General features: G+C 74.1%; 15 protein-coding genes. 9 read left to right on the top strand and 6 right to left on the bottom strand.

The features are described 5' to 3' along the window. Positions 1-77: 77 nt before the first annotated feature. The 5 genes from O2W20_RS07670 to O2W20_RS07650 all read right to left on the bottom strand — a co-directional run bounded on the left by O2W20_RS07670 (position 78) and on the right by O2W20_RS07650 (position 8,465). Positions 78-2,723 carry a family 78 glycoside hydrolase catalytic domain gene (locus O2W20_RS07670; protein WP_269173229.1) on the bottom strand — a complete coding sequence of 882 codons (2,646 nt, stop codon included), beginning with the start codon at positions 2,721-2,723 and terminating at the stop codon, positions 78-80. Between the two features lie 86 nt (positions 2,724-2,809). Further along, positions 2,810-3,832 (bottom strand): oligopeptide/dipeptide ABC transporter ATP-binding protein, encoded by a 1,023-nt coding sequence (locus tag O2W20_RS07665; RefSeq protein ID WP_269173230.1) that lies wholly within the window; start codon positions 3,830-3,832, stop codon positions 2,810-2,812. Then, positions 3,829-5,820, bottom strand: a complete 1,992-nt coding sequence (locus tag O2W20_RS07660) for a dipeptide/oligopeptide/nickel ABC transporter permease/ATP-binding protein (RefSeq protein ID WP_269173231.1) — start codon at positions 5,818-5,820, stop codon at positions 3,829-3,831. Before O2W20_RS07660 ends, O2W20_RS07665 begins: the two co-directional genes overlap by 4 nt. Next, entirely contained in the window at positions 5,817-6,758 is a 942-nt protein-coding gene (locus O2W20_RS07655; protein ID WP_269173232.1) for an ABC transporter permease, read from the bottom strand. The genes O2W20_RS07660 and O2W20_RS07655 overlap by 4 nt, the downstream gene beginning before the upstream one ends. 114 nt (positions 6,759-6,872) lie before the next feature. After that, on the bottom strand, positions 6,873-8,465 hold the full coding sequence (locus O2W20_RS07650) for an ABC transporter substrate-binding protein (protein WP_269173233.1): 1,593 nt from the start codon (positions 8,463-8,465) through the stop codon (positions 6,873-6,875). 180 nt (positions 8,466-8,645) lie between these two features. On the opposite strand from O2W20_RS07650, the gene O2W20_RS07645 reads away from it, so the two are divergent. The 9 genes from O2W20_RS07645 (at position 8,646) to O2W20_RS07605 (ending at position 18,409) form a co-directional block, all read left to right on the top strand. After that, complete coding sequence (locus O2W20_RS07645) at positions 8,646-9,452, top strand: IclR family transcriptional regulator (RefSeq protein WP_269173234.1); 807 nt, start codon at positions 8,646-8,648, stop codon at positions 9,450-9,452. A 139-nt stretch (positions 9,453-9,591) separates the two neighbouring features. Further along, entirely contained in the window at positions 9,592-10,764 is a 1,173-nt protein-coding gene (locus tag O2W20_RS07640) for a glycoside hydrolase family 1 protein (RefSeq protein ID WP_269173235.1), read from the top strand. Between the two features lie 95 nt (positions 10,765-10,859). After that, positions 10,860-11,420, top strand: a complete 561-nt coding sequence (locus tag O2W20_RS07635; protein WP_269173236.1) for a quercetin 2,3-dioxygenase — start codon at positions 10,860-10,862, stop codon at positions 11,418-11,420. Between the two features lie 79 nt (positions 11,421-11,499). After that, positions 11,500-12,423, top strand: coding sequence for an alpha/beta hydrolase (locus tag O2W20_RS07630; RefSeq protein WP_269173237.1), 924 nt, complete (start codon positions 11,500-11,502; stop codon positions 12,421-12,423). Then, entirely contained in the window at positions 12,420-13,271 is an 852-nt protein-coding gene (locus tag O2W20_RS07625; RefSeq protein ID WP_269173238.1) for a fumarylacetoacetate hydrolase family protein, read from the top strand. The genes O2W20_RS07630 and O2W20_RS07625 overlap by 4 nt, the downstream gene beginning before the upstream one ends. After that, positions 13,261-14,508, top strand: coding sequence for a DUF3500 domain-containing protein (locus tag O2W20_RS07620; RefSeq protein ID WP_269173239.1), 1,248 nt, complete (start codon positions 13,261-13,263; stop codon positions 14,506-14,508). The genes O2W20_RS07625 and O2W20_RS07620 overlap by 11 nt, the downstream gene beginning before the upstream one ends. 152 nt (positions 14,509-14,660) lie before the next feature. Further along, a complete protein-coding gene (locus O2W20_RS07615) occupies positions 14,661-16,289 on the top strand; it encodes an FAD-dependent monooxygenase (RefSeq protein WP_269173240.1) in 1,629 nt (542 codons plus the stop codon). A 9-nt stretch (positions 16,290-16,298) separates the two neighbouring features. Next, positions 16,299-17,381 (top strand): Gfo/Idh/MocA family protein, encoded by a 1,083-nt coding sequence (locus O2W20_RS07610; protein ID WP_269173241.1) that lies wholly within the window; start codon positions 16,299-16,301, stop codon positions 17,379-17,381. A 71-nt stretch (positions 17,382-17,452) separates the two neighbouring features. Next, positions 17,453-18,409: a carbohydrate kinase family protein gene (locus tag O2W20_RS07605; protein WP_269173242.1), complete on the top strand. Its 957-nt coding sequence runs from the start codon at positions 17,453-17,455 to the stop codon at positions 18,407-18,409. Between the two features lie 68 nt (positions 18,410-18,477). Here O2W20_RS07605 and O2W20_RS07600 read toward each other — a convergent pair whose 3' ends face one another. Further along, positions 18,478-21,225, bottom strand: coding sequence for an endo-1,4-beta-xylanase (locus tag O2W20_RS07600; RefSeq protein WP_269173243.1), 2,748 nt, complete (start codon positions 21,223-21,225; stop codon positions 18,478-18,480). Between the last annotated feature and the right edge of the window lie 51 nt (positions 21,226-21,276).

Raw genomic sequence — 21,276 nt, 5'->3', positions numbered from 1 at the left:
GCGGGCCGACGATCATGGAGCACCGGTGCGGACGCGCCGGGGTACCGCGGCGTGTCCTCCCGCCAGCTCCATGATCATCAGGCGGGGGCGGGAACGGGGGCGGGGCAGCGGAAGGTGTGCAGGCCGGGGGCGGCTTGGTGGGTGGTGCCGTCGGGGAGGACGACGGTCGCCTCGGTGCCGGCGGGCACCGCCACGCGCAGGGAGAAGACGCCGTCCGTGACCTGCCAGGCCGACTCGATCCGGCCGTACGGCGACTCGTGCGCGGCCTCTGCGCTGGTCAGGTCGCCACCCGGGCGCGGCTGCACCCGGAACCGGCGGTAGGCGGGGTCGGTCAGCTCGATGCCGGCGGTGTACCGGTGCAGGAAGGAGACGACCGCGCCCTTGCTGTAGTGGTTGAGCGACTCGTGCGGCACGCCCTCGGCGCTCACCCCGTCCCAGCGTTCCCAGACGGTGGTCGCGCCGCGGTCGACCATGGTCAGCCAGGACGGCTCGGTGTCGGTGAACAGCAGCTCGTAGGCGACGTCGAGGTGCCCGGCGTCGGCGAGCACCGGCAGCAGGTACGGCGTCGCCAGGAACCCGGTGCCCAGGTGGGTGTCGGCCTTGCGGACCAGCTCGACCAGCCGCTCCGCGACGGCCGCCCGCAGCTCCGCGGGGACGAGGTCGAAGGCGAGCGCACGCACGTGGTCGGCCTGCGTGTCGCAGGTCAGCCGCCCCTCGTCGTCCAGGTACTCCGCCTGCCAGGCGGCGCGCACCTCGGCGGCCAGCCCCGCGTAGCGGTCGGCGTCCGCCGTCCGGCCGAGGACGGCGGCGATCCGGCTCATCAAGCCGGCGCTGTGCGCGTAGTACGCCGTGACCACCTCGCCCTTGTCCGCTGCGGCGAACGCGCCGAAGTCGCCGACGCCCTCCCCCGGCACGAGCCACTCGCCCCAGTGGAAGCCGGTGTCCCAGAGGAACCGCTCGTGCGGCGCGGGATCCGGATGGCGCGCGACCCGCGCCGGGTGCCGCTGGTCGCGGGCCGTCCGTTCCACCCGGTCCAGCCAGCCGACCATCGTCGGCCACAGCTCGGCGAGCACCTGCTCGTCGCCGTAGGCGCGGTACAGCTCCCAGGGCACGATGACCGCGGCGTCGCCCCAGCCGGCCGAGCCGTTCATCGCCGCGACCGGGCCCTCCCGCCCCTCGCTGCGGGAGGACGGGCTGATGTTGGCGATCGTGCCGTCCGGCCACTGGTCGGCGGCGACGTCGCGCAGCCACTTGGTGGAGAACCCGGCGACGTCATAGAGGAACGCAGCCGTGGGCACGTAGAGCTGCCAGTCACCGGTCCAGCCGGCGCGCTCGCGGTGCGGGCAGTCGGTGGGGACGTCGCAGGCGTTGCCGCGCAGGCTCCAGACGGCAGCCTCGTGGAAGCGGCTCACCCGCTCGTCGCTGCAGGAGAACCAGCCGGTGCGGCGCAGGTCGGTGTGCACGACCACGCCGCGGACGTCGTCGGCGGTCAGCTCACCGGGGTGGCCCTCGATCCGCGCGTACTGGAAGCCGTGCGTCGTCCGCCGCGGTTCGAACACCTCCCCCGGCACGCCGGCGGACACCACCTGGTCGACCTGCCCGGCCGACAGCGGCTCCGGCAGGAACGGCACAGCCGGGCGGAGGTGGTCGGTGGTGACGTCGCCGTCGGGGCCGAGCCACTCGCCGTGCGTCAGCGTGAGGGTGGTGTTCGCCGGGCCCAGGTCGGTGAGCCGCAGCCAGCCGTTGACGTTCTGGCCGAGGTCGACGACGTGCACCCCGCTCGGGAGCCGGGTGACCGACACCGGGGTGAGCTCCTCGATCCGGCGGACCGGCGGGGCCGGTGAGTCGACGAGGCCGGCGTAGCCGTGGTGGACGACGCCCACCGGTGCCCAGCCGGCGTCGTCGAACCCCGGCACGTCCCAGCCGCGCGGCAGCCGCCGCAGGTCCACCCGCTCGCCGGCGATCAGGTCGGCGGCCACCACGTGGCCCTCGGCGCTGCGCCAGCCCGCCCCGGAGCCGACGACGGTGACGCTGCCGTCGGCGTGCACCAGATGCAGCTGCGCGAGCAGGGCCAGCCGGTCACCCCACTGGTCAGCGGCGCGCAGGATGCCGATCTGGCCGCGGAACCAGCCGTCGGCCAGCACCACGGCCAGCGCGTTGCGGCCCGGCCGGACGGCGGCGGTGACGTCGAGGGTCTGCACCTGCAGCCGGACGTCGTACTGGGTGAAGCCCGGGGTCAGCTCGGCGTCACCGGCGCGCTCGCCGTTGAGGAACGCCTCGTACAACCCCTGGGCGGTGGCGTGCAGCCGGGCGGTGACCACCGGCCGGTCGACGTCGAACTCGTACCGCAGCAGCGCGGCGGGCCGCTCCCCCGGCGGGCCGCCGGGCGTCTCCCCCGGCTCGACCCACGAGGCCTGCCAGTCCTCGGCCCACAGCAACCCGGTCTCGAACCACGCCGGCTCCGACGCAGCGCTCTCCCCCAGGTCGGTGCGGACCGCCACCCGCCACTGCACCCGCTGGGACGACCCCAGCGGCGGGCCGGCGTAGGGGACCAGCAGGGTCCGGTCGCCGTCCACCCAGCCGGTGTCCCAGCCGTTGTCGGTGGTGATCCGGGCGGCCAGCTGCTCGCGGGCGCCGGCCGGCAGCCGCCAGGACAGCCGCGGGGTGGTGCTCCGGATGCCGAGGGGCTCGTCGAGGTGCTCGGCCCGCAGGTGGTGCGGCACCTCCCCCGCTTCCGGTGAGGCCGGCTGACCCCGGTGCAGGGAGCCGGCCGGAGCCTGTGGGTGGTGGGGGGCAGCGGGGTCCGCTCTCACGGCTGCGGGACCCGCTCGGCGTGGTGGCAGGCGGTGAGCGAGCCGTCGAGCAGCCGGAGCGGCGGCCGCTGGTCCACGCAGACGTCGGTGGAGAACGGGCAGCGCGGCACGAAGGGGCAGCCGGTGGCCGACGGGGATGCAGCCCCCGCGGTGCCGAAGCCCGCGGCCTCCCGGGCCGCGCGGCGTGCGGCCTGCTCGGCGGGGCGCGGCACCGGGGCGGCTGCGGTCAGCGCGAGGGTGTACGGGTGCCGGGGCCGCTGGGCCACCTGCTCCGCCGGGCCGGTCTCCATGACCTGGCCGCGGTAGAGCACGACGGTGCGCTGGGACAGGAAGCGCACCACACCCAGGTCGTGGGCGATGAAGAGGAAGGACAGCCCGCGCTGGTCCCGCAGGTCGGCCAGCAGGTTGAGCACCTGCGCCTGGGTGGACAGGTCCAGGGCGGACACCGGCTCGTCGAGCACGACCACCTTGGGGTCGCAGACCAGCGCCCGGGCGATGGCGATGCGCTGCCGCTGGCCCCCGGAGAACTGCGCCGGGCGACGGTCGACGGCCTCGGCCGGGAGCCCCACGGACTCCAGCCCGGACCTGGCCCGCGCCAGCGCCTCGGCGCCGGTCACGCCCATCAGTCGCAGCGGCTCCACCAGGGTCTGGCCGATGGTGCGGGCGGGGTTGAGCGAGGAGTACGGGTCCTGGAAGACCACCCGCAGGTCCGCCACCTGGCGGCTGCGCTGCTTGAGCGACATCGCGGTGACGTCCTGCCCGGCCACCTCCACGGTGCCGGCGGTCGGCCGCTGCAGGCCCAGGACGGCCTTGCCGATCGTGGACTTGCCCGAGCCGGACTCCCCGACCAGGCCGAGCGTCTCCCCGGGCGCGATGTCGAAGCTGACGCCGTCCACCGCCGGCGGGGTGCTGCGCGCCCGGCGACCGGTGCCGTAGCGGACCACCAGGTCGCGGACCCGGAGCGCGGGTGCCTGCTCGCCCGGGTGCACCTCGTGGGTGGGGTCGGCCAGCGCGGTCATCGGGACGCTCCTGCGGTCGGGGTGGTGGCGGGGGTTGGCGCCGCGCCGACGGGGTCGGCGTCCCAGCTGAGGTGGGCGCCGGCGAGCTCGTCGGCCCGGACGCAGAGCACCGACCCGATGCCGTGGGCGGGCTCGGCCGGGAACGGTGCCCGGCACTGGTCCTGGGCGAACTGGCAGCGGCTGGCGAACCGGCAGCCGGTGGGCCACGAGCCGGGCGGCGGCACCGTCCCGGGGATCGACGCCAGCCGCGCCGGCACCGCGACACCGTCGGGCACGTGCGGGTTGGCTGCCAACAACGCCTGGGTGTACGGGTGCCTCGGCCCGTCGAGGACGGCGGCCGCGGTGCCGGACTCGACGACCGTGCCGGCGTACATCACGGCCACGTCGTCGCAGATGTCGGCGACGACCCCGAGGTCGTGGCTGACGATGACCACCGACAGCCCGGTGTCCCGGACCAGCGCCCGCAGCAGGGTGAGGATCTCCGCCTGCACGGTCACGTCCAGCGCGGTCGTCGGCTCGTCGGCGATCAGCAGCTCCGGCTCACCGGTCAGCGCCAGCGCGATGCACACGCGCTGGGCCATGCCGCCGGAGAGCTGGTGCGGGTAGCTCTTCAGCACCCGCTCGGCGTCGACGATGCCCACGTTGCGCAGCAGCTCCGCGGCGATCCGCCGTGCCTCGCCCCGGCCGACGCCGCGGAACCGGCGGATCGGCTGGGTGAGCTGGTAGGCGACGGAGAACATCGGGTCCAGCGCCACCATCGGCTCCTGGGAGATCATCGCGATCTCCCGCCCCCGGACGGCGCTCAGCTCCTTCTCCGTGCGGCCGACCAGGTCCTGGCCCCGCCAGTGGATCGCCCCGCCGCGCACCGACACCCCGTCGGGCAGCAGACCGAGCAGCGACCGCGCGGTCATCGTCTTGCCGCACCCGGACTCACCGACCAGGCCGAGCACCCGGCCCGGTCGGAGTGCGAACGAGACACCGGTGACCAGGTCCGGGCCGTCGTCGACGGCGATGGTCAGGTCCCGGACCTCCAGGACCGCGGCCGGGTCGGCCGGGGGGATCTCCGCCGGGGCGGTCCGCGCCGGTGACCGGCGCCGGCGGACCGGTGCGGTCTCCCCGGCGGCCTTGCCGGCGATCGCGTCGGCCAGCTCGTTGGCGGCGATCACGGTGAGGGCGAGGACCAGCCCGGTGGGCACCATCAGCCACGGCGCGTTGAACACGTAGGAGGACGCGTCCTGGATCATGAACCCCCAGCTGGGGTCGGGCTCGGCCGGACCGAAGCCGAGGAAGGCCAGGCCCGCGACGATGAGCAGGCCGATGCCGTACAGCTGGGCGGCCTGCACGGCGATGACGGTGGCCATCGACGGCAGCACGTGCACCACGTTCACCCGCAGCGAGCCCAGACCGTTGACCCGGGCGGCGTCGACGTAGAGCCGGGTGCGGACCGACTGGGCCACGCCCAGCATCACCCGGTAGACCGCGGCGGAGATCAGCACGCCGAGGACGGCCATGATGATGAAGATCCGCACCCCGATCACGCCGATGACGGCCAGCAGCAGGATCGTCGAGGGCAGCGCGAGGAACACCTCGGTCACCCGGCTGATCACCCGCTCCACGCGGGGCCCGCGCTCGGCGGCGATCAGGGCCAGCGGCAGGCCGATCCCGAAGGCGACCAGCACGGTCACCGCGGAGGAGAGCAGCGGCTCGGTACCGGCGGTGAAGATCCGGCTGAGCAGGTCCCGGCCCAGCGGGTCGGTGCCCAGCCAGTGCTCGGCCGACGGCAGCGCCAGCCGGTTGGCGAGGTCCTGCTCGGCGACGCCGTAGGGCCGCCACCACGGTGCGGTCAGCGACGCGACGACGATGAAGATCAGCCAGCCGGCGGCCAGCAGCCCCCCGGGCCGGCGAAGCACGTCGGGCACTCGCCGGCGGGCCGGCGGTCCGGGCTCCGTCGTGACGTCGTCGGCCGCGTCCAGCGGGAGCACGCTCACGATGCACGCACCTTCGGGTCCAGTGCCGCCACGACCAGGTCGAGCAGCAGGTTGATGAGCACGACGACGACGGTGGCCACCACCACGACACCCACCAGGGCCGGGAAGTCGCTGGAGGCCGCGGCGGCCTGCCCGGCCTGTCCCAGCCCGGGCAGTGCGAAGAGGTTCTCGATGATCACCGAGCCGCCGAAGAGGGCGATGAACTGGATGCCGAGGACGGAGACGACGGGGAGGCTGGCGAACCGCAGCGCGTGCACGTAGCGGATCCGCCACTCCGGCGTGCCCATCGCCCGCAGCGTCCGGACGTGCTCCTGGCCCAGCGCCTGCCGCAGGCCGGCGTTCGCCGTCCGCGCGACGATCGCCGCCCCGCCGATGGTCAGCGCGATCACCGGGATCAGCAGGCTGGTGAACCACCCGACCGGGTCCACGGTGAACGGCACGTACCCGGTGGCCGGCAGCCAGCCCAGCTGGAGCGCCAGCACGTAGACCAGCAGGATGCCGACCCAGAAGACCGGCAGGGACAGCGCCACCCCGCTGCCGGTGGTGATGAGGCGGGCCACCCGGCCGCCGCGGAACGCCGCGGCGACCCCCAGGACGATGCCGAGGACACCGGACAGGAGGGTGGCGAACAGCGCGATCGACGCGGTCACCGGAACCCGGTCGGCCAGGTCGGCGGCGATCGAACGGCCGTCGATGAGCGACGTGCCCAGGTCGCCGCGCACCAGGTCACCCAGGTAGTCGAAGAACTGGGTGGGCAGCGGCCGGTTCCAGCCCAGCGCCTCGTTCTCCGCGACGATCCGCTCGGGGGTCGCGTTCGTGCCCAGCCGGACGGCGCCCGGGGAGGTGTCGGTGGCGTGCACCAGCAGGAAGCTGATCACCACCGCGGCGAGCACCGTGCCGATGGCCATGGCCATCCGCCGGGCGAGGAAAGGGAGCATCACGGGGTCCTTCGGCGTACGGGTCCGGTAGCCAGGGGCCAGGGTCCGGGGAGCGGTGTGAGGGACGCCGGTGGCCGCGGGACGTCCCGCGGCCACCGGCCGGTGCCGGGCGGCTCAGGCCGCCGGCTCGACCTCGGAGAGGACCAGGTAGTTGTTCGTCCCCGCGTAGGAGGGCTCGACCACCTTCTCGGCGTTGTAGCCGGTGTAGGCGTAGTCCTCGTAGACCGGGATGTACCAGCCGTTCTCCGCGATGGCCCGGTTCAGCTCGCCGAGCGCCTGCTCCCTGGCCTCGCCGGTCGTGCCGAGGGCAGCGCCCAGCGCGCTCTGGATCTCCGGCTCGGTCGCGCCCTGCATGTTCATGAAGCCGCCGTAGAGGACCCCGGCGACCCAACCGGCCGGCTGGCCACCGATCGCCATCGGCCCGAAGATCAGCGGGTCGGTGCGCACCGCGGCGAACACCTGGTCGGTCGAGGTGGCGGTCACGAAGTTCATCGCGATGCCGACCTCGGCCAGCTGCTGCTGGATGACCACCTGGTCCTCCGTCGGCTGGCCGAGCACCGTGATGTCGAAGGAGAACCCGTCGGGCAGGCCGGCCTCGGCGAGCAGCTCGCGGGCGCGCTCGGGGTCGTACCCGAACTCCTCGTTCAGCGCGGGGTCGAAGCCCTCGGCCTCGGCCGGGAACAGCTGGGCCGTCGGCTGGGCGCCGGGGTGCAGCTGCTCGACGATCGCCTCCCGGTCGATGGCGTAGCTGATCGCCTGCCGGACCCGCTCGTCGGCGAAGGCGGGGTTGGTGGCACCGGTCTTGTCGATGACCGGGAAGCCGACGATGGTCCCGCCCACCTTCGCCAGGCTCGACCGCTGCTCGACCATGTCGATCGTGGTCGGCTTGAGGATCGTGGCGACGTCGGCCTGACCGGAGATGACCGCGTTTGCCAGCGCCTGGGGGTCGGTGATCACGTTGAACACGACACTGTCGTAGGCCCACTCGCCGGCGTTCCACGCCTGGTCGTTCTTGTCCAGCGTGTAGGTGCTGGCCCGCGTGGTCTCCCCCGCGTTGAGGGTGTAGGCGCCCGACCCGTCCGGGGTGGTCTCCAGCGACGCGGGGTCGGCGAGACCGTCGGGCCCGACGATGACGCCGGCCGTGTCGGTGAGGTTGTTCTCCGGGCTGGCCTGCGGCTGTGCCCAGGTGATGACGACGGTCTGCGGGTCGGGCGCCGCCACGTCGACGATCTCGCTGGCCCCTCCGGTGGCGAGCGCGCCGTAGGCCTCCAGGTCGGCGTCGTTGCGCCGGTCCAGGTTGGCCTTGACGATCTCCGCGGTCAGCTCCGCGCCGTCGGCGAACGTGACGCCCTCGCGCAGGGTCAGCGTCGTCTGGGTGTCGTCCTCGTTGTTGCTGGACTCGGTGACCAGGCTCGGCGCCACGGTGCCGTCCGGCTGGGTCACGAACAGCGAGTCGTACAGGGCGCTGAAGAAGGTGAACTGACCCTGCGAGTACTCCAGCGGGTCGTAGCCGGTCGGGGCGGCGTCCGCGTCGTAGGCGAAGGTCAGCGTGTCGCTCGGGCTCTGGCTGGAGGTGCCACCGCCGTTGCTGCCGCCACCGCACGCGGCGAGCGAGGTGAGCGCACCGGCGGCCAGGACGGCGACGCCGGTTCGCGTCAGGGAGGGTCGGGGAACGACCAGGGGGTCACGAGTCCGGAACAGCTTCATACCGGTCTGGCTCCTTCGCTTCATTACGGAGGGGTCATGTCGGCCGGGGACTCGGCCGCGCCGGGGAACCGGCTTGGCAGCAACAGTGCGATGGGCCTCGCCGTGACGTCAGGCACAATGCCGGTCAATGGAACACAACTGTGGCCTGCGCCTCATCGACGAGATCCAGGAGCCTCTTGCGTGACGGACGACGTCTCCCCCGGCACGCGGGTCCGCGGCCGGCGCCCTCCACAGGGCGATCCCGTCGTCGACCGGGCCCTCGCCCTGCTCGGCGCCTTCGACAGCAACCGCCCGTACCTGACCCTCAGCGAGCTCAGCCGGCGCACGGGCATCCCGGCCAGCTCGGCGCTGCGGCTGGCCGGCCGGCTGCTGGAGTGGGGCGCCCTCGAGCGGGGCACCGACGGCCGCTTCTCCATCGGCATGCGGCTGTGGGAGGTGGCGTCGCTCACCCCCCGCAGCCACGAGCTCCGCCGGGTGGCCCTCCCGTTCATGGGCGACCTGGAGGAGGTGACCCGGCAGCACGTGCTCCTCGCCGTCCTGGAGGGCGAGGAGGCGCTGATGGTGGAGCGGCTCTCGTCCCACGGGGCCGTCGCCGCCCTCTACCGGCCCGGCGGGCGGATGCCCCTGCACTCCACCGGAGTCGGACTGGTGCTCCTGGCCTTCGCGGAGTCCGGGTTCCAGGAGCACGTGCTCGGGCAGCCGCTGATGCACCTCCCGGAGCAGATCCCGGTGTCGCCCGCGGCGCTGCGGCGCACGCTGGCGGAGATCCGGCGGGACGGGCTGGCCACCTTCCGCCGGGGCGCCCCGGAGCCGATCGTCTCCGTCGCCGCCCCGGTGCACGACGCCCAGGGCACCGTCGTCGCCGCGCTGTCGGTGCTGGTGCCCGCGGAGAACGCCGAGCCACGACTCCTCGGGCCGGCGGTGCGCACGGCCGCACGGGGCATCTCCCGTGGGCTCGGCGCCTGGCGGGCACCCGGGACCCCCTGATCCGACTCCTCTGCCATTGGCCGGCAGCGGTGCTGATCACGGTGAGCGGCGTCACGCATGCTCGCGGGACGTCGATCGACGAGGAGCGCCGTGCCTGCCCGTGTGGCACGGTCTCCCGACACCGCTGGAGGCCCACCGCATGACCCAGTTCCCGGACGGCTTCCTGTGGGGCACCGCCACCGCCGCGCACCAGGTCGAGGGCGGCAACGTCAACAACGACCACTGGGAGATGGAGCACGCCCCGCACTCGCCCTTCGTCGAGTCCAGCGGCGACGCCTGCGACTCCTGGAACCGGTGGGAGGCCGACCTCGACCTCGTCGCCGGGGCCGGGCTGAACACCTACCGGTTCAGCCTGGAGTGGAGCCGGATCGAGCCGGCCGAGGGCGAGCTCTCCCGCTCGGCCCTGGACCACTACCGGCGGATCGTCGACGGCTGCCGTGACCGCGGCCTGGCCCCGATCGTCACGCTGGTCCACTTCACGATGCCGCGCTGGATGATGCACGACGGCGGCTGGACCGGACCGAAGGCCGGCGACCGGATCGCCCGGTTCACCGAGCTGGCCCTGCCGGCGGTCGAGCACGCCGAGCACGTGCTCACCCTCAACGAGCCGAACCTGATGGCGGTCCAGCCCGTGATCGGCGCGATGGCCCGGCGCGGCGAGCCGATCCACGGCCTGCCGGTGCCCGACCAGGGTGTCGCCGAGGCGCTGATCGGGCTGCACGGCCGCAGCATGGAGGTGCTCCGGGGGGCCGGCTCCCCCCCGGCCGGCATGTCCCTGGTCGGTCTCGAGTACGTCGATGACGGCGGTGGCCAGGAGCACCTGCAGGCCGCGCGCGCGGCGATGATGGACCAGTTCCTGCAGGCCGCGGCCGCCGACGACCTCGTGGGGCTGCAGATCTACACCGCCCAGCGGTTCGGCGCTGACGGGCTCATCGCCCCGGCCGTGGACCGGCAGACTCTGGCCCACGGCATGGAGCGCCGACCCGAGGCCCTCGGCGCCGCGATCCGGTACGCGTCCTCGGTGCTGCCGGGGACACCGCTGATGGTCACCGAGAACGGCATCGCCACCGCCGACGACACCGACCGGATCGCCTTCACCACCGACGCGCTGCGCGGCCTGGCCGAGGCGATCGCCGCGGGCGCTGACGTCCGGGGCTACGTGCACTGGAGCCTGCTGGACAACTTCGAGTGGATGCTCGGCTTCGCACCCACCTTTGGCCTGGTCGCCGTCGACCGGCAGACCTTCGCGCGCACGCCGAAGCCGAGCCTGGCCTGGCTGGGCGAGGTCGCGAAGCGCAACGGGCTCACCTGATCCACCTGCCGCCCAATGGCACCACCCTGGGCCTCGGTGACCCCGGTCACCGAGGCTCAGGACCGTCAACGCCGACACCGACCCGGGAGCACCCCATGAGCTTCGAGTACCTGATCGACCCCGCGAAGGGCCCGCAGTGGCAGGGCGTGCTGCCCGGCAAGCCCCAGCCCTACGTGCTGCGCCGCGGCGAGGGCGAGCACGCCAAGCTGTTCGGTGACCTGTTCACCGTGCTGCTCTCCGGCGACGAGACCGACGGCCAGTTCGGCATCGTCACCGCGGACTCCCCCGCCGGCGACGTCATCCCGACGCACTCGCACAACGAGACCCACGAGACGTTCTACGTGCTCGAGGGCAAGGTCCGGCTCTTCTTCGAGGACGCCGAGGGCGGCAAGCAGTCGCAGCTGCTCACCCCCGGCGACTTCGGCTACGTCCCGGCCGGGTTCGCGCACGCCTACCAGATCGTCGAGCACGCCCGGATGATGGGCACGCTCTCCGGCGGGTTCGAACGGTTCTTCCAGCACATGGGCACCCCGACGGACTCCACGGCTGCCGACCAGCCGCCGTTCATCCCGGACTTCCCGCGCATGCAGGCCGCTGCCCAGCAGCACAACATGCAGTTCAAGCCCGACTTCCAGTGGCCCGAGCCCACCGCCTGACCCGCGCCGACCACCACCCCGTTCCCGGCGCCGAGAGCACAGCCGCCCTCGGCGCCGGGAGCGCGCCCTGAGGAGACCCGTGCCCACGCCCGCCCTCCCGCTCCCTCCACCCGCCCACGAGGCGCCGCTGCCCCCGGCCCGCACGGGCGCCGGCGGCGTCCGGGTGCTGTCCGGCGTGCCGTACGCGGCGCTGCCCGGCGCCCGGCCACTGGAGCTCGACCTGTACCTGCCGGCCGGTGCCGGCCCGGCGCCGGCCGTGGTCTTCCTGCACGGCGGCGGGTGGCGGCTGGGCAGCCGGCACGCCGTCGGCCCGATGTACCGGGACGCCGTCCCGACGCCGTTCGAGCAGGTCGCGCAGGCCGGGGTCGCCGTGGCCAGCGTCGACTACCGGCTGTCCGCGGAGCAGGTCTGGCCGGCGCAGCTGCAGGACGCGAAGGCCGCCGTCCGGTGGCTGCGCGCCCGAGCCGCCGAGCTGGGGGTGGACGCCGACCGGATCGCGTCGTGGGGCGAGTCGGCCGGCGGCCACCTGGCCGAGCTGCTCGGGCTGGTGACCGACCCCGCCCTCGAGGGCGAGGTCGGGGTCACCGGCCCGTCGTCCGCGGTCTCCGCCGTGGCCGCCTGGTACGCCCCGAGCGACGTCGCGGCGGTGGCGACCGACATCGGCAACGACCCGGCGGACCCGGCCAGCCGAGAGGCGCAGCTGATCGGCGCCCCGGTGTCCGCGGCCGCCGACCTGGCGGCGCAGGCCAGCCCGATCACGCACGTCTCCCCCGCTGCACCGCCGGTCCTGTTGCTGCACGGCCGGGCCGACCGGTTCGTCGCAACCGTGCAGAGCCAGCGGCTGCACGCCGCCCTGACCGCGGCAGGGACGGACGTCGAGCTGCACACCTACGACGACGCCGACCACATGTGGCTCGGCGCACCGGACGCGGCCACCGACGCACTCGACCGCACGATCACCTTCCTGCGGCGCCACCTGATCGACGAAGGAGACCCAGCATGAGGACAGTCGGCATCCGCCGGGACGGCGGCGAGGTGCAGGTCGCCGCACTGGCCGAGGACGGCGCCTCGGTCACCGTGGTCGCCGGGCTGGACGACTTCTGGGCCGACGCCACCGGGTACCTGTCGCGCGAGCCCCGCGGGGAGACGCTGTCCGCCACCGACGTCGAGTTCGTGCCGCCGGTGCTGCCCGGCGCCCGGGTGATCTGCATCGGGCTGAACTACCTGAAGCACGTCGCCGAGGGCAGCTTCCGCGACCAGGAGGTCCCGCCCTACCCGACGCTCTTCGCCCGCTGGACCCAGTCGCTGACCGTGGACGGCGCCGAGGTGCCCGTGCCCGCCGACGAGGCCGGCCTGGACTGGGAGGGCGAGGTGATGGCCTACGTCGGCAGCACCCTGGTCGACGCCACCCCCGATGAGGCGCTGGCCGCCGTCGTCGGCTACTCCACCTTCAACGACCTGACCTCCCGGCGGGCGCAGAAGCTCACCAGCCAGTGGATCTTGGGCAAGAACGGCGACAAGTCCGGCCCGCTGGGGCCGCTGGTCGGTGCCTCCGAGGTCGGCGACCTGCGCAACGGGCTGCGGGTGCAGACCCGGGTCAACGGCGAGACCGTCCAGGACGGGCGGACCGACGAGATGGTCTACACCGTCGGCGACACCCTCTCCCTGATCTCCCGGACGTTCACCCTGCGCCCCGGCGACCTGCTCGCCACCGGCACGCCGTCGGGGGTCGGCTACGCCCGGACACCCCCGTGGCTGATGCAGCCCGGGGACGTCGTCGAGGTCGAGGTCGAGAAGCTCGGCGTGCTGACCACCACGGTCGTGGGCAACGAGGCGCGCCGTGACCGGTGAGTTCCGGCAGTACCGCTTCCCGCACGACCACCCCCGGCTGGCCGACGTCCGCGCGCTCGACCCCTACGCCTACCGGGAGCACGCGCGGACCCCGGGCACCTTCACCGGCGGGCTGGTCGAGGGCTGGACGCCGCTGTACCTCCAGGAGTTCCGCGGGGTCACCTCCGACGGCACGCTGCGCGAGGGGCTGTACCCCCTGACCCCGGCCGAGCCGGGCGAGGAGGCGCCGGTCGCGGCCATGGTGGCCGCGGCGCAGGACCTGCTCGCCGCCCTGGACGACGACGGCCGGGACCGGATCGCCTTCCCGGTGGACGCACCGGAGTGGCAGACCTGGGCCAACCCGGAGTTCATGCAGTTCGACACCGGCCTGCGGCTGGAGTTCCAGCCCTCGGAGGTGCGGGAGCGGGCGCTGGCGCTGGTCCGCGCGTCGCTGTCCCCCGAGGGCTTCGAGCTCGCCCACGCGATGATGCTGATCAACGGCTTCCTCGGCGAGGTCGTCGGCCTGCAGAACGTGCTCAACGAGTTCAGCTACAACATCGCCCTCTACGGCACCCCTGACCCCCGGGCGCCCTGGGGCTGGCAGCTGTTCGGGCACCACTGCGCCCTCAACTGCCTCGTCGTCGAGGGCAGGATGCAGCTCTCTCCGGTCTTCCTCGGCGCCGAGCCCAACGAGATCGACGCGGGCCCGCACGCCGGCACCGAGTCCTTCACCGAGCGGATCGCCACCGGCCTCGCGGTGATGACCGCCCTGCCCGAGGAGCAGCGGCGGGCGGCCACCGTCTACGCGCAGATGGTCGACCCGGCCATGCCGCCGGGCCGGGTGCACCCCGGCGACGAACGGCACCTGGCCGGCGCCTTCCAGGACAACCGGGTCATCCCGCCCGAGGGCATCCGGGTATCGGACATGCCCGAAGACGCCCGGCAGCTGGTCCTGCGGATCGTCGAGCAGTTCGTCGGCCTGCTGCCCGACGGTCCGCGCCGGGCCCGCATGCGCGAGGTGACCGACCACCTGGACGAGACCTGGTTCAGCTGGATCGGCGGCGCCGAGCCCGGCGACGTCTTCTACTACCGAGTCCAGTCCCCGGTGCTGATCGCCGAGCTCGACCACCACTGCGGCGTCTTCCTCGACTACTCCACCCCGCAGCCCTTCCACGTGCACACCGTGCTGCGCACCCCGCACGGCAACGACTACGGCCGGGCCTGGGTCCGGCAGTGGCAGGCCGTGCACGGGTCCTGAGGACGGATCCGTCTCGCTCTGCCGGTCAATGGCATCGGGCTACGGCGGCGTGACGCCCGCCACGGATGCTGGACGGGCGTCGATCGGCCCGGATGCCCGTCGCTCCTCCCCTTCCCAGCCACTGGGCACCGCAGCCCAGGACAGGAGATCCCATGACCGCCGTGCCAGCCCACGTCCCGGTGTTGATCGCCGGCGGGGGGCCCAGTGGCCTGGCTGCCGCGCTGGAGCTCGGCCGGCGCGGCATCGACGTGCTCGTCGTCGAACCGCGCACCGCCCTCGACCCGCTCCGCCCGCGCGCCAAGACCACCAGCGTGCGCACCATGGAGCACCTGCGCCGCTGGGGGCTGGCCGACCGGCTGCGCGCCCTGGCGCCGCTGCCTGTCGAGCACGCGCAGGACGTCGTCTTCTGCACCGGCCTGTTCGGGCACGAGATCACCCGCTTCCCCGAGGCGTTCGGCCTCACCACCGACCGGCGTGACGACTTCGCCGAGCCCGGCCAGCAGGCCCCGCAGCCGCTGGTCGAGCAGCTGCTGCGGGACGCCGTCGCCGAGCTGCCCTCGGTCACCGTCCTCATCGGCTGGCGCGTCACCGAGGTCACCGACGGCCCCACCGAGGCAGCCGCGGTCCTGGAGGGCCCGGACGGCGAGCGCCACCAGGTCACCGCCGACTGGCTGCTGGGCTGCGACGGCAGCAGCGGGGTCACCCGGCGAGCGATCGGGGCGCGGTACGCCGGCTCCTCGGGGACCCTGCCGAACGTGAGCATCGCCTTTCGTTCACCGCAGCTGGAGCAGCGGGAGCTGTGCGCACTCGGCGTCCACTACTGGGTGATCGGCGCGGAGCGCGGCGGCCTGATGGGCCGGCTGGACCTCGACGGCACCTGGTGGGCGATCGTCCAGGGTGTCGACGCGGAGACCGGACAGGTCGACCCGGTGCGCCTGGTGCAGGACCTCGTCGGTGCGGAGATCGGCGTGGAGGTGCTGGCCACCGACCCCTGGTCGGCCCGGATGCTGCTGGTCGACCGGTACCGCGGCCAGCGGGTGTTCCTGGTCGGGGACGCCGCCCACCTCAACCCCCCGTGGGGCGGGCACGGCTTCAACACCTGCGTCGGTGATGCGGTGAACCTGGGCTGGAAGCTCGCCGCCGTGCTGCGCGGCTGGGCACCGGAGCACCTGCTGGACAGCTACCAGGCCGAACGCCGGCCCGTGGCCGAGCGGACCATCGCCGCGGCCGGGGCGCAGGAGGCCTTCCTGGCACCCTCCTTCGCCACCGGCGACCTGGATGCCGAGACCGCCGAGGGCGCGGCCCTGCGCGCCACGCTGGCCCGGGGGCTGCAGGTCAAGGACCCGGAGTTCCACAGCCTCGGGCTGGTGCTCGGCTACGACTACCCCGACTCGGCGGTCGTCGTCCCCGACGGCCTCCCGGTGCCCGCCCCCGAGCTGGTCGCCTTCCGGCCGTCGGCCCACCCGGGCGCGCGGCTGCCGCACACCTGGCTGCCGGACGGGCGCTCGCTGTACGACCTGCTCGGCGAGGAGTTCACCCTGCTCCGGCTGGACCGCTCGGCGGCCACCGAGGCGCTCGCCGTGGCGGCCGCGCGGCGCGACGTCCCGTTCCGGGTGGTGGACCTCGCCCACGTGCCCGGCCTCCGGGAGCGCTACGGGGCGGACCTGCTGCTGGTCCGCCCCGACCAGCACGTCGCCTGGCGTGGCTCGGAACCGGTGGACGCCGAGGCGCTGCTGGCCCGGGTCGTGGGCGCCGGGGAGCTGGCCGGCCTCCTCCCCTAGCGTGACCGCATGACCTCTGCGCCTCCCACCTCGTCGTTCATCGCCCGGCCGGAGCTCCTCGACGCCGACCCGCTGGCCCCGACCGGGCGGCCTGTCCGGTGGGGCGTGGTGGCCACCGGCGCGATCGCGGCCACCGTGACCGCCGACCTGGCGCTGCTGCCCGACGCCGTCCTGCAGGCGGTCAGCTCGCGGCAGCCGGCGCGGGCCCAGGCCTTCGCCGAGCAGCTCGGCTTCGCGTCCTGGTACGCCGACGACGAGGCGCGGTCGGGGCTGGACGCGCTGCTCGCCGACCCGGCCGTCGAGGTCGTCTACGTCGCCACCCCGCACGCCCAGCACGCCGACGTGGTCCGGGCGGCGCTGACCGCCGGCAAGTCCGTGCTCTGCGAGAAGCCCGTCACGATCAACGCCCGGGAGGCCCAGGAGCTCGTCGACCTGGCCCGGGAGCGGGGGCTGTTCCTGATGGAGGCGGTCTGGACCCGGTTCCTGCCGGCGTACCAGCGCGCGCTGCAGATCGCCGCCTCCGGGGAGATCGGCACCGTGCACTGGGTCGCCGCGGAGGTCGGGTTCCCGGCGCCGCTCGACCTCACCGCCCGGATCTGGGCGCTCGCGGACGGCGGCGGTGCGCTGCTCGACCTGGCCGTCTACCCGCTGCTGTGGGCCTGGGGCACCCTCGGGCTGCCCGACTCGGTACGCGCCGCCGGCACCGTCACCCCCGAGGGCGTCGACGCGCAGAACGCCCTCACGCTCACCTACGCCTCCGGCGCCCAGGCGCAGCTGACCACGTCCCTGCTGGCCCGCTCGCCGCACAGCGCGCTGATCTGCGGCGGCGACGGCTGGATCCGCACCGACGGCGGCCACTCGGTCTACCGGCCCACCCGGCTGGACGTGCAGGTCGGCGACGGCGCCGTCCGCACCGAGGAGTTCGGGCTGATCGGCTCGGGCTACGTGCACGAGCTGCGGGAGGTCACCCGCTGCCTGCAGCAGGGGCTCATCGAGAGCCCGGTGATGCCGCTGGAGCACTCGCTGGCCACCATGCGGCTGCTGGACGGGATCCGCGAGCAGCTCGGGGTGGTCTACCCGAACGACCGCTGAGCCGGCACCTCACAGCTCATCCCGTCGACGGCCGAGGACGTCGCGAGACCGGCCGCGGCTACGGTGTGGCCGTGATCACCGTCTGCGGCGAACTCGTCATCGACCTGATCCCCTCCGGGGACCCGACTCCGGGCGCACCGCCGCAGTACACCGCCTTCCCGGGCGGCAACGCGCTCAACGTCGCGGTGGCGGCCGCGCGGCTCGGCGCGGTCACGCACCTGATGTCCCGCGTCGGCCCCGGCCCGTTCGGTGCGCTGCTGCGCGAGCACGCGGCCGGCAACGGCGTGGCCACCGACGCCATGCTCACCGCCCCCGAACCGGTCAGCCTGGCCGTGGTCGAGCTGGCCGAGCAGGGGTCGGCGAGCTACTCCTTCCACACCGTGGGCGCCGCCGACTGGCAGTGGACGGCTGCGGAGCTGGCGGCGGCCTGGCCGGCCGACACCCGGATCGTGCACATCGGGTCGATCTCCAGCTGGACCCCGCCGGGTGCGCTGGCCATCGCCGACCTGGTGCGCCGGGTGCGCGCCGAGGGCACCGCGCTCGTCAGCTTCGACCCGAACGTGCGCCCGACCCTCATCGCCGACCCCGACGCGGTGCGCGCCCAGGTGACCGAGCTGCGCCGGGTCGCCGACATCGTCAAGGTGAGCGCGGAGGACCTGGCGTGGCTGGAACCCGGGGCCGACCTGGACGCCGCCGCCGCCCGCTGGGCCGCCGAGGGCCCCGCCCTGGTGGTCGTCACCGACGGCGGTGACACGCTGCGGGCGGCCCGCCCCGGCGGCGCGGTGCTGCGGGTGCAGCCCCCGTCGGTGACCGTGGTCGACACCGTGGGCGCCGGCGACAGCCTGGCCGCCGGGCTGTTCGCCGGGCTCGCCCGCAGCGGCGTGCTCACCTCCGCCCAGCTGCGCGACCTGCCCGAGACCGAGCTGACCGCCCTGCTGGAGGACGCGGCGCTGGTCGCCGCCCTCGCCTGCACCCGCGCCGGGGCCGACCCGCCGACCCTCGCCGAGCTGGCGGCCGCGCGCGGCTGAGGACGGGACACGCACAGAGCCCCCGCCCACCGGTCGGTGGGCGGGGGCTCTGTGCGGTCAGCCGGTGGTCAGCGTCGGACGTCGATGGTGACCGTCGTCGTGCTGCTCACCGGGGCGCCGCGGCCGTCGGTCATCGACATCGTGCAGTCGAAGGTCGCCTGCCCCACCTGCGTGGGGCGGGCCCGCAGGGTGAAGTTCCCGTTCTGGCCCGCCGGGTAGTCGCGGTTGCCGACCTGCCGGGCCGACCCGGGCGCCAGGTCCAGCGCCAGGGCCGGGCCTGCCGTCTGGGTGCAGGAGTACTCGAACGAGCTGCCCAGCAGCACGCCTGCGCCCCGGTTGCCGAACTGCACGACCAGCTGGACGGTCTGCTTGGCGTTCGCCCGCACGACCGGCCCGTTGTTGATCTGCTGGTAGAGCTCCGTCTCCGTCGCCGGCGGGGTGACCACCACGTCGAAGGTGCTCGGGTTCGACGTGTTGCCCGCGCTGTCGGTGGCCGTGCAGCTCACCTCGGTGGTGCCGATCGGGAAGACCGCCCCCGGCGCAGGAGCGCAGGTCGCCGTCACGTCGCCGTCCCGGGTGTCCCCGGCCTCCGGCAGCGCGTACCGCACCACGGCCCCGGCGGGGCTGGTGGAGTCGGCGGCCACGTCGTCGGTGCCGGCGATCCGCGGCGGGAGCTGGTCGGCCGGACGCGGCGCCAGCTGCGCCGGGTCGACGATGCCCCAGTAGGCGGGCAGGACCTGCAGGTCGTCGTCGAAGGGCAGCGGCGACTCCCACGGCCGGGCCGCCGGCCAGGTGCGCAGCCAGCTGCGGCCGGTGCTGATCCCCCAGAAGGTGACCGCCTCGATGGAGTCGGCGTGGCCCCGCAGCATGTCGAACAGGTCCCGGTAGTAGTACCCGAGCTCGGTCTCGGCGGCGTCCTGGTCGGCCATCGCCGGCGAGTGCTGCGGCACGGTGCCGTTGCTGACGTCGGCGCCGTTGTTCTCCTTGGAGCTGCTCACGTCCAGCTCGGTGATCGCCTGCAGCAGCGGCGTCCCGGTCCGGGCGCTGAGCTGCTCCACGGCGGTCAGCGAGTCGTCCAACCACTCCACCGGGCGGGCGAAGTCGACGTGTGCCTGGTGGCCCACCCCATCGATCGGCACGCCGCGCTCGACCAGGCTCGAGATCAGGTCGAGGTAGTCGGCCCGCTTGGTCGGCATCTCGGTGTTGTAGTCGTTGATGAACAGCGCGGTGTCCGGGAAGTACCGGTCGGCCAGCCGGAACGCCTCGTCGACGAAGCCCTCGCCGAGGACCTGGAACCAGCGGCTGTCCCGCATGTCGTGCGGGTTGGCGGTGTCGCCGTCGGCGATGACCTCGTTGACGACGTCCATGGCCCAGATCGGTGAGTCGCCGTCCGGGTAGCGGGCGTCGACGTGGTCGGCGATCGCCTTGATGTGCGCCTCCATCCGGGCGCGCAGCAGGGCCTGGTCGGCCGGGCTGTCGGTGAGCGGGCGGTCGCCGTCGAGGAAGAACCAGTCCGGGGTCTGGCTGTGCCAGACCAGCACGTGCCCGTAGACGTCGGTGCCGGTGGCGTCGGCGAAGTCGAGCAGCGCGTCGAGGTCGCCGAAGGTGAAGGTGCCCTCCACCGGCTGGATCTCGGCCGGCTTGCCGTCGTTCTCCGGGGTGATCGCGTCGAAGTGCCGCTGCACCAGCTGCGCCGGCCGGCCCACGGTCTCCCGCTGGTCGATCGCCACGCCGACGTGCTCGAAGCCGTCCTCGCCCAGCACGGCGGCCAGCCCGGGGACGTCCTGGAGCGGGGTCTCGGCGAAGCCGGTCAGGGCGAAGTCGTCGATCAGGAAGTCGACCCCCGCGTCGCCCTCGACGTACACCTGCGCGGTGTCGATCGCCGCACCGAGCGTGTAGGTGCCACGCAGCTGGGTCCACTCGTCGGCGGTGACGACGGCGGAAGCGCCGGAGACGCCCTCGTAGGCGGTCGTCGCGCCGGCCCGGTCCCGCTGGACGGAGACCTTGAGCGACGCCGGTGCCTGACCCGGCGCCAGCTTCGCCCAGACCGACACCTGCACGGTCTCGCCGACGGCCAGCCCGTCGGTGACGTCCAGAGCAGGCCCCTGCCAGGCCTGCAGCCGGTTGGTCGCCAGCAGGCTCGTGGACCCGCTGTGCGCATCGGCCGTGGTGGTGCTGACCCGGGCGTCCCCACGGGGACCCCAGCCGCCGGCGCCGCTCTCGAAGTCGGTGGCCAGGTCCACCCGGGTGCCGGGCTCGACCGGCCCGGCCGCCTCGCCGGTGATCGTCACGTCGTCGACGAAGAACGCCTGGGTCGCGTCGGGGCTCTCCAGGTAGAGCTCCAGGCCGCTGTTGCTGGTGCCGAACTCGTAGGTGCCGCTGACCCTGGTCCAGGCGCTGTCGGAGACGGCGACCTGCCAGGCCACGGTGTCGTAGCTGGTCGAGCCGCCCGTGGGCGTCCGCGCCGCGCTCATCGTGACGACGTCGGTCTCCGGCTCCGGCGTGGTGTCGGCGAGCCGCACCCAGGCCTCGACCTCCCAGCTGCCGGCCGGCAGCAGCGCGGCGGCGTCCAGCGCCGGGCCGTGCCAGGTGTCGGTGCGCCCGGTGACCGCCAGGCTCTGCGCACCGCTGCGCGCCTGGGCGGTGGCGGGTGCGACCTGCGCCGTCCCGCGGCCGGACCAGCCGCCGGTGTCCTGCTCGAAGTCGGCCGTGTGCACGGTCGTGGGCGCGGCACCGGCTGCCGGCGCCGCCACCACCCCCGCCGTGGCGACCATGCCGAGCATCGCTGCCCCGGCTCCCAGACGTCGTCGTCCCATGTGTCGTTCTCCTCGGGTCGGTGCGCGAGCAGCGCTGCTGCGTGACCTGAC

The organism is Modestobacter sp. VKM Ac-2982 (assembly GCF_026967935.1).
Taxonomy (GTDB): domain Bacteria; phylum Actinomycetota; class Actinomycetes; order Mycobacteriales; family Geodermatophilaceae; genus Modestobacter.
Note: the sequence above shows the minus strand (reverse complement) of the source record. Positions and strands in the feature narration are given on the sequence as shown.